The following is a 12,757-nucleotide window of genomic DNA, read 5'->3' as shown; positions in this document are numbered from 1 at the left end:
CGGACTTCCTTTTAAATTAGTAACATAAAAAACACAGAATAGTTATGGCAAAAATAAAACCTTTTAAGGGTGTCCGCCCTCCGAAAGATTTAGTAGAACAAGTAGTTTCTCGTCCTTATGATGTTTTGAACTCAGAAGAAGCCCGCGAAGAAGCCAAAGGAAATGAAAAATCATTATACCATATCATAAAACCGGAAATTGATTTCCCGGTTGGAACCGACGAACATGATCCTGCTGTTTATCTGAAAGCTGCTGAGAACTTCCAAATGTTCCAGGAAAAGAGCTGGCTGGTACAGGATAAAAAAGAATGTTACTATGTTTATGCACAAACGATGAACGGCAAGACGCAGTTTGGTCTGGTTGTCGGTGCATATGTTCCTGATTACACAAACGGCACAATCAAGAAACATGAATTGACCCGCCGTGATAAGGAAGAAGACCGTATGAAACATGTGCGTGTGAATAATGCCAATATAGAACCGGTGTTTTTTGCTTATCCAGACAATGCAGAATTGGATAAAATTGTTGCTAAATATACCGCACGCAAGCCTGAATATGATTTCGTGGCAAAAGACGACGGCTTCGGACATACTTTCTGGATTATTGACGAAGATGCGGATATTGCACGTATTACCGAATTATTTGAAGGAATGCCTGCCCTTTATATTGCCGATGGACATCACCGTTCGGCTGCTGCTGCTTTAGTAGGTGCAGAAAAAGCCAGCCAGAATCCGAACCATCGTGGTGACGAAGAATATAACTATTTCATGGCTGTTTGTTTCCCGGCAAACCAGTTGACGATTATCGATTACAATCGGGTGGTAAAGGATTTGAACGGACTGTCCGAAGATGAATTTCTGGCTAAGTTGGCGAAGAATTTTGTTGTGGAAGAAAAGGGTACCGGTATTTATCAACCGGCAGGGCTTCATAATTTCTCTCTTTATTTAGGTGGAAAATGGTATTCTCTGACTGCTAAAGAGGGTACTTACAATGATAATGACCCAATAGGTGTACTGGATGTTACGATTTCTTCTAATTTGATATTAGATGAAGTCTTAGGCATTAAAGACCTTCGTTCCGACAAGCGTATCGATTTCGTTGGCGGTATTCGCGGTTTGGGTGAACTGAAACGGCGGGTGGATAGCGGCGAAATGAAAGTAGCTTTGGCTCTTTATCCTGTTACCATGAAACAGTTGATGGATATCGCTGATACCGGTAATATTATGCCTCCTAAAACAACTTGGTTTGAACCGAAACTCCGTTCCGGACTTGTAATACATAAGTTGGATTAAACGATTCGGATAAAATAAAAAAGCTATCTTCATTTTGAAAGATAGCTTTTTTATTTTATAATAGAAATTGCTTCGTAGGCGTGCGAAAGTGGGACATAGTACTATTTTATACCTCCGCAGACGTGCGAAAGGGTTTTACAGTGCTGTTTTATGTCTTCGCTGGTGAACGAAGAGGCTTTACATCGCTGTTTGAAGCCTCCGCTGATGAGCGAATCGATTTTACAGCACTGTTTTATGGCTTCGCTGGCGAGCGAGGGTATCAAACAGTGATGTATCCTGCTTTCGCTCGCCAGCGAAATGAAAATGCGGTGCTGTTTTCTGATATTGCTTGTGAGCAAAGCTGTTTTACAGCACTGCATCCTGCTATTGTATACCTCCGGAGATGTAAATTAAATGAATCGAATGCGGTTGGCTATCACAGAACTGCCTTAGCTAATTCGCCGACCTTTTTTTATACTCGTAAACAGCGAACAGAGAAGCCGTCCGCCCCGTTGCCCAACATCTGGTCCAACGTAGCACTGCCGAAGATCACGTAGCTGGCGCCCGTACTACCCGACGGAATCGACGACGACCAGTAGTAGCCGTAGGAACCCTGATAGTAGGACGAACCGTCACTATGGTAGCGAATGCCCGCAGCAGGCAAAATGAGCTGAGGGTAGCCGCTCTCTGCATTCACTTTGAATAAACCGCCGCTTCCATCCCAAGAGGTTGCATTCCCAATAGATTTCAATTCATTTATAGTAGGTACACGGTATCCTGCCGGGCAAGGGTCGTTTGGCCCTTTACTACTACCATTCCACAAAGTGTTATTTTGACTGTTCAACCAGTTGCAAGGGCTGTTGGGTGCTTTATAAAAGGTATTATTATTGGGTCTGGAATTACTTATAGGACCGGAAGCGGTAGAACCACCATGATTTGTATAATCATAACGTCCCCACTGGTAGAGATTGCCGGTTCCGGCTACTGTTCCGGGACTTTTTCCGTCGCCAGCCTGAGCCACGCGGGTTGCACCGCAATTAACGGGAGCCCAATAATAAGAACCTTTCCTGATAGCTGTATAATAAGGACTACCGCCTCCGGCTGGATACCGGATATAAGACGCACCACGCCAAAGGGTATACGATTTAATAGTTGTGCTGTTCTGCTTAATATTCATTACAGCCCTGTGAAGCTGGTAAGCCGCATCCGTTCCGCTTGAACCGGTCACAACTATGTTGTAAGTGTATTTACGGCGGTTATTAACGATCTCCGTTTTTGCCAGTTTGGAACTGTTTAGCCAGGTATTTCCCCCGTTCTTTGAGGAACAATAATTGCTATCGTAAGAAGTTGATAATGCAGGAGTGGCAAACATGCTATAGAACGATACCGTCATCGTTTTACCTCCTGTTCCCACGCGATAACCGTCCGATGTATATTGATCATAATTTGCAAGGTCGGATGCTATCCACGCATTCGCTTCGGTAAAGCTGACCTTTACCTCTACGACCTTGGTTTCATCCCCGCTGTTTATTATGCGGATAGTTTGTTCGCCGGGAACCGCTGTCGGGAAACTGCTTTTCGATGGGTCTAACTTTACGGTGTAAGAAAAAAGATTGGTACTGCTGTTTGTCGTTTCATAAGTCAGCCAGTCTGGACCGGAGATTTTGGAACCGCCCACACTCTTTCCGGTAATGGTAAAAGAAGGAACCGAGTAATTCGCTTCAGCATGGAGGGCTACAGTTGCTGCGGAACTCAGAACCGGCATTGCCGGGAGCGGTTTTACGTAAAGCACGTTGTCGAATCCGGCTTCCGTATCGGTAAAGTGAACAATTGCATCAGGGCAAAGGTCTTTGTCATAGCCCGGTTTCACTGAAACAGCATAGCTCTTTCCTTCTACGGTTGCCCTTGTCAATTCAGGCAGTTCGTTTACATCCAGCCAGTCGTACTGCTGCATTTCCGAGCCTCCGGCATACTCTTTACTCATGGTAAGGGGAGCCTTGCTGTTAATCAGTACATTGAAACGGTAATTGTCCGTAGCTTCGATACCCACCGTACGGCTTGTTTCCGTATAGACGACTTTGCCATTCATATCCTCGGGAATAATAACGGATATGGGTGGCGCCTGTGTTACCCGAAGGATGCTTTCGTCTCCGGTTATTCTGTCCGTAAATCGGAAAACCGCTTTTGGATAGGTATCCTTGTCATACCCTGATTTCACTGAGATGGTATAGCGATAGCCGTCTATTGATGCTTTGGTTATCTCTGTGGGAGCGCTTATTTCCAGCCAGTCGCAGTCCTGTGCGGCGGCGCTTCCTGTATAATTCTTTGTAACATCCAGTGGCATGTTATTACTAACCAGTACATCAAAAGAGAACCCTCCTTGGGCTTCTATGGCAACGGTACTGGTTTCTTCCGTATAGTCGACCCTGTCTTTCATATCGTCCGGTATAATAACCGACAGCGCGAGTGCATTGCCGTTTCCGGACGGGTTGTAGTCGTCAACATTGCCGGCGTCATCCCAATCTGCTACATCCAGCGTAAAGTCCAGATGATATTTGTCCACTTTAGTGATACCAATGGTATACCGGTGGTTGGGGTTGATTTCCAACTCAACAGAGCCTCCATCGGAGGTTTGTTGCTTGAAAGGAATCTGATAAGTTACCTCTTTCTTCTCCGTCAGGTTTACCTGATAAGTACCGTTCAGAATCAGGAAACCTTCATCTTCCAACAAACTTGGATAACTGTAGAAAGCGGATACCTGCAAGCCTTTATTTGCATTCTCTCCTTCAAAAGCACTTGCCGGGTAAGTAATTAACTCCCCGTCTGCTGCTGTGGCAGCACCATATACCTTAACCGGAAAGAAGGTCGTTCCTCTCCGTCCGTTGCCCATCGAGATAGATTCCAAATGGAATTTAGAGCCCTCCTCTATATTGCTTACATCAAAGCGAGCCATTGTGCGGGTCAGTTTAAAGCCTACCTGCACACGGGCGGAAGAGGCGAAGTCTGTCAAGTCTATAGGAGTCGTTTGTGCGCCTGTCATCGGGAGGGGTAAGCCTAATGCCGGGGAGGCATTAGCCAGTAGTGGGGAATGGTATTTCTGAAATTGTAGTTCAGTTGGGATACCGTCTGTCAGGAGTCCCGTTTCCACATCGTAAGTAAGCGGAGCAAAATAAGTATCTGCTACTATATTTCCATCAACAGGATTAATCAAGTCTGTTTGGTTGGCAATGCAATAAAGGCGAACGAATAAGCCTTTTTGGAGTTCCAATAATGCTGTAGTAGTAGCATTATCCGTACTTGGTGTAAGGTTAAGTTCTTTCGCTCCTGCCGGAAGTGCCGAACCGTCCTGCCGGTAAGCGAACCGTTCACGGAAGGTATAAGCGTCGCCTTCTGCCTTGGCTCCGAATACATAGATATCGAGCGTAGCGATTTCGTTCTCCATTTCGGTGGCAATAGGAACATCTGCTTTTGTCTCTGTTTTGGTTGTTTTCACTGTGAGTTTGTTCTTAAAAGAAAGAAGTACTTCGCGTTTGTTAGCACAGTCTGTTCCGCCTGTGGATGTGCGGTCTGTCTTGTCTGCCTCTGCCGTACAGGAAGCAAGCAGCACGGCAGCAAGTAGATATATACTTGCCGCGAGTGCCTGTACAAGTCTGATAGAGGGACATAGATCTTGTAGTTCTGTTTTCATCTTCATAGATATTTAATTGTTTATGTTTGTTATTACCCTATTCCTGTTGTCTTTAATCCGCGTTTATTCGCGCAATCCGCGTCAAAAATGAATTTGCGTCTGATTACTATCCAATTGGGTAGTTTACAAAAAATAATATCGACAGTTCAATTAAGACTATGTTAAAAATTAGGATATCTTAATAAATTTCATGCCGTGAAAGTTGTTGAGATTCATAAATTCTCAAGATTCTGGGAAGTTTTAATAAGCAATAAGCTTTAATAATCAAAGGATTATGGTATTAATATGTAGTAATATCTTTATATATTTGTGAAATCTTAACGTAGTCTTAATTGGACTCCATATATTATCTTTAGTGCATTATTTATTCTTTCCCACCAACCTCAGAAAGTTTTCCCAAAAATACGAGAACTATCCAAAGAGATTTCCAAAATGAAGGGTGTACACTTGAAAAGCGTTGATTCGTATGGAATTTCATCTGATTTATTAGCCGGAATGTTCTTGTATTTTATTACTTTTGTTTGTAGTATAGAAGAGATACCCAAAAAGTGCGTTTAATGGAAAAATATATTGATTTATCTCGCGAAGAACTTATAAAACGTCTGGAAACTCTGGAACTTGAAAAAGAACAGAGCCATCATGTATATGAAGATTTGGAGAAGATGCAGCGGGATTATCAGTCTCAGGAAAAACTGGCTATACTTAAAGCTGCCGTTAATGTCGGAGATTCTTTGATATGGGAATATGATGTGAAAAATGATATTATTCATCTCGATTATGAATTGAATGTATACGGAGGTAAAAATTCCCGCTTAAAAATAGAACCTTTCCGGAAAAAAGAAGATTTTCTGAAAACCATCTATCCGGAAGATCGTCAGAATGTATTTTACGACCATTTTATCCGTCTTATTAAGGGAGAGATCAGTAGCTACAGCATTCAGTACAGGCGCTTGTTTGGCGATGAGGTTATTTGGGTGGAAGCAAACGTCCAGCCTTATAAATACAATGAAGACGGAACCCCCAGCCATATTGTATATTATTTATCAGACGTTACAGAGCAAAAGAACCTCCAGGATAAAATATACCAACTGGAAGATAAATACCGGAATATACTCAATGCAACGCAAGATGCTGTTATGACAATGACGGAAGACGGGAGAATTATAGATGTGTACGCCGGTTCCGTGGAAAATCTATTGAAATCTCCGGAAGTATTGAAGGGTTCGTTCATTAGTGATTGGCTGAAACCCGATGTTGTAAATTCTTTTCATTCAGCTATAAAAAAGACTATTGAAGTTCAAAAAGAACAAAATATTTCTTTTTCCATTCACTTAAAAAACGGGAATATAAAATATTTCTTTTGTCGTATTATCCCTTATGCGGAGAACGAGGTAGTCGTTATTGCCCGTGATGCGAGTACTTTTGTACAAAGCAGGCAGCGTGTGGATTTCCTGAATAATCTGATGCGTGCCATTTTGGATAATATACCGGTGGTTGTGGTTGTGAAAGAGATAGAGAAAGATTTCCGTTTTCTCTATTTTAACTCGGCTGCCGAGCATTTTATGGGATTAACAACCGGTGCTGTATTAGGTAAGAACGATTTTGAATTGTTCACGGACAAGGAAACTGCCGAACGTATCCGCGAACAGGATTTATATGCCATTAAAAACGGGCAAAGTGTCCAGTATGCCGTAGACTATAAGACGTTGGATGGAAAATTGAAGATTGTAAATATTATCCGTGTAAAGATAGATAGCCTTGCCGAAAGCGACTCTCCTCTGCTTATCTCCATGATATGGGATATTACGCGTGACAGGGAGAATGAAATAGAATTGATAAAGGCACGTGAGGCTGATAAAATGAAATCGGCATTTTTAGCGAATATGAGCCATGAAATCAGGACGCCCCTGAATGCCATAGTCGGCTTTTCTTCCTTACTGCCGGATGCCGCTAATAAGGAAGAGCAACAGGAATTTATTTCTATTATAAATAAAAACAATACGCTTCTGCTTCAATTGATAGATGATATATTGGATATATCCAAAATAGAAGCAGGCAGGTTCGATTATATTTTTACGGATGTCGATTTAAAAGAAATATGCATGGATGTGTATTCGATGCATGCCTTGGAAGTGACACCGGAAGTAAAAATGATTTTCGCTCCGGGACACCCCTCATTGATTTTGCATACTGACGGGCGACGTATCGAGCAGGTGCTTTCCAACTTTCTGACAAATGCGATCAAGTTTACGAAGAAAGGAAGCATCACAATTTCCTATGTCGTACGGAGTACCGATGTGTATGTATCTGTTGAAGATACGGGAATGGGTATCTCGAAAGAAGGGCAGAAAGCCATCTTCGACCGTTTTGTAAAGTTAGATAGCTACCAGCAGGGGACAGGTTTGGGACTTACTATCAGCAAAACAATTATCAGGCAATTGGGAGGGGAGATAGGAGTAATGTCTGAAGAAGGAAAGGGAGCTACTTTCTGGTTTACATTACCCTTGCCTACTGCCGATAAATAAAGAATACGTTATCGGTATATCATAAAAAAAGAGATTGCTTATTTTAGCAATCTCTTTTTTTATGATGAAATGGAACAGCCGGTTACATAATACCGCGTTCGCGCAGTTTTTCCTGCCATTTCCATGCAGAAGCAAGTGTATCTTCCAATGTTTCCGTAGCTTTCCAGCCCAATACTTTATTGGCATGTTCCGGATTCGCCCATACTTTTTCGATATCACCTTCGCGGCGTCCTACAATCTTATGCGGAACTTTTACGCCGGTTGCTTTTTCGAATGTATTTATCAGTTCCAGGACGGAAACGCCATTGCCGGTACCCAGATTGAATATTTCAACATTAGCTGCTGATTTGCCGTTCAACATGCGGTCCATCGCGATTACATGGGCTTTCGCCAGGTCTACCACATTAATATAATCGCGTATACAAGAACCGTCAGGAGTATCATAATCGTCTCCGAATACGCTTAATTCCTTGCGGATACCCATAGCAGTTTGTGTCAGGTAAGGAATCAGGTTCTGAGGTACACCGTTTGGCAATTCTCCGATTTCGGCAGTAGGATGTGCTCCGATCGGGTTGAAGTAACGCAGGATGATGCTCTTGAAAGGCACTCCGGCATGGATTGTATCGCGGATAATTTCTTCGTTGATCTGTTTTGTATTTCCGTAAGGAGAAGTAGCCGGTTTAATCGGTGCGCTTTCCGTTACAGGCAGGTCTTCCGGAGCCGGCTGGCCATATACCGTACATGAGGAAGAGAATACGATGCCTTCGATGCCAAATTCCGGCATAAGTTCAAGCAAATTGACCAGTGTAACGATATTATTGCGGTAATATTTCAGAGGTTGCTGAACAGATTCACCTACAGCTTTGCTTGCAGCGAAAAGGATAATCCCTTTGATGCCCGGATGCGCTTTCAATGCTTCACGGGTACCTTCTTTATCTTTCAAATCCAGTTGGATAAATTCGGGACGGATACCGGTGATACGTTCTATACCGTCTAATACCTCAATATTAGAATTTGACAGATCATCGATAATAACAACTTCATAACCTGCATTTTGCAATTCGACTGTGGTGTGTGAGCCGATGTAACCTGTACCTCCGGCTACTAAAATTTTCTGTTTCATTTTCGTGTTTATTTAGAATAGTAAGATTATACAATTCCGGAAAATCCCATAAATGCCATAGCCAGCAAGCCGGCTGTGATAAGAGCAATAGGAGTACCTTTCATGCCTTCGGGGACATGAGTCAGTGCTAATTGTTCCCTGACACCTGCAAAGATAATCAAAGCTAACGCAAATCCAATAGCTGTCGAGATTGCATATACAACAGATTCTAATAAATTATATTCTTTCTGGATAACCAAAATCGCAACACCCAGGATACAGCAGTTGGTGGTAATCAACGGAAGGAATACACCAAGCGCCTGATACAGGGCAGGGGATACCTTCTTCAATATGATTTCTACCATCTGAACCAATGCGGCAATAATCAGGATGAAACTGATTGTCTGCATAAATCCCAAATCGAAAACATCCAGTACATATTTCTGAACCAGGAAAGTGACGATTGTTGCAATTGTCAAAACAAAAGTAACGGCTGCACCCATGCCGGCTGCCGTTTCAACTTTCTTGGATACGCCCAAGAACGGGCAGATACCCAGGAATTGTGCCAGTACGACATTGTTTACAAATACGGCGGCGATAAATATAAGTATATATTCCATATCGTTTCTTTTTATGCTTTACGCAGTTTGTTTACAATTGCAATCAGATATCCTAAAGCGATAAACGCTCCCGGAGCCAGTACGAAAATCAGTGAACCGTATTGTTCCGGCATCAATGTGAAGCTGAATAGTTTGCCAGTTCCCAAAAGTTCGCGTACGGCACCCAGCAAGGTAAGCGCCATGGTGAATCCCAGTCCCATACCCAATCCGTCGAATGCGGAAGGGATGATGCCGTTCTTAGCAGCAAAAGCCTCTGCACGTCCTAATACGATACAGTTTACAACAATCAGCGGAATAAATAACCCGAGGCTGGCATATAAGGCAGGAACGAATGCTTCCATACACATTTGGACAACAGTTACGAAAGTAGCGATTATCACAATGTAGGCAGGGATACGCACCATGTCGGGGATTAAATTCTTCAATGCTGCGATAACCATGTTGGAGCAGATTAATACGAATGCAGTGGCAAGTCCCATACTCATACCGTTCAGTGCTGAAGAGGTCGTACCTAAAGTAGGACACATACCCAGCAGTAATACGAATGTAGGGTTTTCGGTAATAATACCGTTCATTAATACTTTCAGATTACTCATTGTTGTTACCTCCTTTTTCTTCGGTGTTAGGGGATGATGATTGAGTGGCTCCAGTATGTGCATCAGATGCGGCATAAGCGCTGTAAGCGCGGTTTACGGCATCCAGGAATGCACGGCTGGTAATTGTAGCGGCTGTAATCGCATCTACATCGCCTCCGTCTTTGGTTACTTTCAGCGGACCGTCAGCCAGGTTTTTGCCTAAGACGTTCTGCTGGTTTTTATCCATGCGGAACCATTCCTGCATTTTAGCGCCAAGTCCGGGTGTTTCGGCATGTTGCAAAACCGAATAATTCAGCAGTTTGCCGTTAACGTCGAAACCAACGATAACTCTGATTTCTCCGCTAAAGCCTTTTTTCGTATTGCTTTCTACAGCGGCACCGACAAATTCCCCGCCTTTGGTTGCCGGATAAATCTTCAGGGAATCACCGTCTGCGGTGACAGCCATATAAGCTTCTTCGGTCGGTTTATTATCGAATGCGGGAGTAACCTCCTTTATAGCTTGTTCCAGGGCGGCAGCTTTGGTGGCTGCAATCGGGCCGGATGTATACATGTTTACTCCGGCTAATATCGCTCCTGCCACCAAGCAGATGATGGTAAGCGAAAGGAACATATTGAGTAATGACGATTTCAATTTTTCCATGCTTATTTTCCTCCGAAATGTTTAGGTTTCATATAACTGTTGATTAGCGGAGTTACTCCATTCATGATGAAGATAGCGAATGACATACCTTCAGGATAAGAACCGAACAGGCGGATAACTGTTGTTAGGATACCGATACCGACACCGTAAACCAGCATGCCGTTTTTACTCATCGGAGAAGTTACATAATCGGTTGCCATAAAGATAGCACCCAGCATTAAACCTCCGGATAACAGATGTACGAACGGGTTTGCATATTGAACAGGATTTACCAAATGCATGATGCCTGTGAATACGAATACCGTAGCAATGATGGATACCGGAATATGCCAGGTAATAATCTTTTTCCACAACATATAGAACAGACCCAGGATAAGGGCTATCGCACTTACTTCACCTAAACTACCTCCCATGCGTCCGAGCAACATATCCGTATAGCTCGGCAATTGGGTTACCCCTTCGTTCATCAGGGAAAGGACTGTTGCTCCTGTCTGTGCATCCGTATAAGTCATCGGGAAAGCACTGGTCGCATCGACTAATGGCCAGGTTGTCATTTGTGCCGGGAAAGATATCAGCAGGAAGATACGTCCTGTTAATGCCGGGTTGAAAATGTTGTTGCCTAATCCGCCGAACGACATTTTGCCGATACCGATAGCAGCCAACGCTCCAATCATGATAATCCAGATGGGCAGGTTGGACGGCAGGTTAAACGCCAGCAGTACACCGGTCAGGATAGCCGAACCGTCGCATATTGTCGGTTCCTTTTTCATCAGGAACTTTTGAATCAGGTATTCGAACAGTACGCAGAAAAATACGGAAACCACCGTAACGATTAATGCTCCCAGTCCGAAGAAGTAGAGTGATACCAGAAAAGCCGGTACAAGGGCAATCAGTACACCATACATGTTTTTGCTTATGCTGTCGCCTCCATGGATGTGGGGCGAGGGCGATACATATAAATTATTTTCCATATTGCTCTTGTTTTATGACTTACGGGCACGTATGATACCCATTACTTTACCTTTACCCGACCGGATGTAGTCCAGTAACGGACGGTTTGCCGGACATGTATAACTACAGGAACCGCATTCGATACAGTCGGTAATATAATTCTTCTCGGCAAGATCCCATTCTTTAAACTCCGTGGCATTCATCAGCAGGGTAGGGTTCAGGCCCATCGGGCAGACGTTTACACATTTGGCACAACGGATACAGTCGCGCACCGGTTTACGAACGGATTCTTCTTTAGTCAGGAGCAATACGCCGGAACTACCTTTGGTTACGGGTACCTCTGCGGAAATCAAAGCTTTCCCCATCATCGGACCTCCGCCAATGATTTTACCTGTATTTTCTGGGATGCCACCGGCAGCTTCAATCAATGCACTTATCGGTGTTCCCATACGTACAAGGAAGTTGGAAGGAGCGGAAACCGCTTTGCCTGTAACCGTAACGACACGTTCGAACAAAGGTTTGTTCTTTTGAACGGCTTCATATACAGCAAATGCGGTACCAACGTTCTGCACAACCGCTCCGGCTGAGATAGGAAGTGCGCCACTCTTCACCTGACGGCGGATAACCGCATCGATTAATTGCTTTTCGCCTCCTTGTGGATATTGTACCTTCAACGGCATCACTTCTATGCCTTTATATCCGGCTGCCAGTTTTTGCATAAGCGCAATTGCATCCGGCTTGTTGTTTTCAATGCCTATGACGGCTTTGTTTACATTTACGGCCTTCATCAAAAGGGTGACGCCAACCAGGATTTCTTCCCCTTTTTCCATCATCAGGGAGTGGTCGGATGTCAGATAGGGTTCGCACTCTACCGCATTGATGATTACGATTTCAGCCTTATTTCCCGGAGGAGGAGTCAACTTGATTTGTGTTGGGAATGTAGCTCCGCCTAAGCCGACAATACCGGCTGCCGCAACTTTATCGACGATTTCTTTGGATGACAGCGTACATTCTTTTACTAATGTTCCGCTGCGGTCGATTGTTTCTTCCCATTCGTCGCCTTCTACGTCTATATAAATAGCCGGCCGTCTGTAACCACTTGCATCGAGAGCATTATCTATCTTATTTACTTTACCGGATACCGATGAATGAATGTTAGCGGAAACGAAACCTCCAGCTTTGGCGAGGAGCGTTCCAACCTTCACCGGATCACCCTTTTTAACTACTGCTTGGGCTGGGGCTCCGATATGTTGGCTAAGCGGTACGATTACCTGCCGGGGAGCAGCCAATACGGTAATTTTCTTACCGGCAGACAATTTATTTTCGGGCGGATGTATACCTCCGATACGAAATGTCCTTAACAT

The 12,757-nt window shown here is 43.8% G+C and carries 9 protein-coding genes; 2 read left to right on the top strand and 7 right to left on the bottom strand.

Annotated elements, in window-relative coordinates:
- Window positions 1-44: 44 nt before the first annotated feature.
- The gene (locus tag ACGE0T_RS12980; protein WP_459187053.1) at window positions 45-1,292 is read left to right on the top strand and encodes a DUF1015 domain-containing protein; all 1,248 of its coding nucleotides are present in this window, start codon (window positions 45-47) and stop codon (window positions 1,290-1,292) included.
- Window positions 1,293-1,743: 451 nt separating this feature from the next.
- On the opposite strand, the gene ACGE0T_RS12975 is transcribed toward ACGE0T_RS12980, so the two are convergent.
- Window positions 1,744-4,959, bottom strand: a complete 3,216-nt coding sequence (locus tag ACGE0T_RS12975) for a fibrobacter succinogenes major paralogous domain-containing protein (protein ID WP_459187052.1) — start codon at window positions 4,957-4,959, stop codon at window positions 1,744-1,746.
- Between the two features lie 557 nt (window positions 4,960-5,516).
- Here ACGE0T_RS12975 and ACGE0T_RS12970 point away from each other — a divergent pair.
- A complete protein-coding gene (locus ACGE0T_RS12970; protein ID WP_459187051.1) occupies window positions 5,517-7,484 on the top strand; it encodes a PAS domain-containing sensor histidine kinase in 1,968 nt (655 codons plus the stop codon).
- Between the two features lie 82 nt (window positions 7,485-7,566).
- Here ACGE0T_RS12970 and galE read toward each other — a convergent pair whose 3' ends face one another.
- From galE to rsxC, 6 genes are read right to left on the bottom strand one after another with little or no spacing between them, the layout of a single operon-like run.
- Complete coding sequence (gene galE / locus ACGE0T_RS12965; protein ID WP_459187050.1) at window positions 7,567-8,607, bottom strand: UDP-glucose 4-epimerase GalE; 1,041 nt, start codon at window positions 8,605-8,607, stop codon at window positions 7,567-7,569.
- A gap of 26 nt (window positions 8,608-8,633) precedes the next feature.
- Window positions 8,634-9,206: an electron transport complex subunit RsxA gene (rsxA, locus tag ACGE0T_RS12960; protein WP_459187049.1), complete on the bottom strand. Its 573-nt coding sequence runs from the start codon at window positions 9,204-9,206 to the stop codon at window positions 8,634-8,636.
- Between the two features lie 11 nt (window positions 9,207-9,217).
- Window positions 9,218-9,802 carry an RnfABCDGE type electron transport complex subunit E gene (locus tag ACGE0T_RS12955; RefSeq protein ID WP_459187048.1) on the bottom strand — a complete coding sequence of 195 codons (585 nt, stop codon included), beginning with the start codon at window positions 9,800-9,802 and terminating at the stop codon, window positions 9,218-9,220.
- Complete coding sequence (locus ACGE0T_RS12950) at window positions 9,795-10,442, bottom strand: RnfABCDGE type electron transport complex subunit G (RefSeq protein WP_459187047.1); 648 nt, start codon at window positions 10,440-10,442, stop codon at window positions 9,795-9,797. Before ACGE0T_RS12950 ends, ACGE0T_RS12955 begins: the two co-directional genes overlap by 8 nt.
- Before the next feature lie 2 nt (window positions 10,443-10,444).
- Window positions 10,445-11,413: an RnfABCDGE type electron transport complex subunit D gene (locus tag ACGE0T_RS12945; RefSeq protein WP_459187046.1), complete on the bottom strand. Its 969-nt coding sequence runs from the start codon at window positions 11,411-11,413 to the stop codon at window positions 10,445-10,447.
- A gap of 12 nt (window positions 11,414-11,425) precedes the next feature.
- Entirely contained in the window at window positions 11,426-12,757 is a 1,332-nt protein-coding gene (gene rsxC / locus ACGE0T_RS12940; RefSeq protein WP_459187045.1) for an electron transport complex subunit RsxC, read from the bottom strand.

Source organism: Parabacteroides sp. APC149_11_2_Y6, from assembly GCF_054506995.1.
Note: the sequence above shows the minus strand (reverse complement) of the source record. Positions and strands in the feature narration are given on the sequence as shown.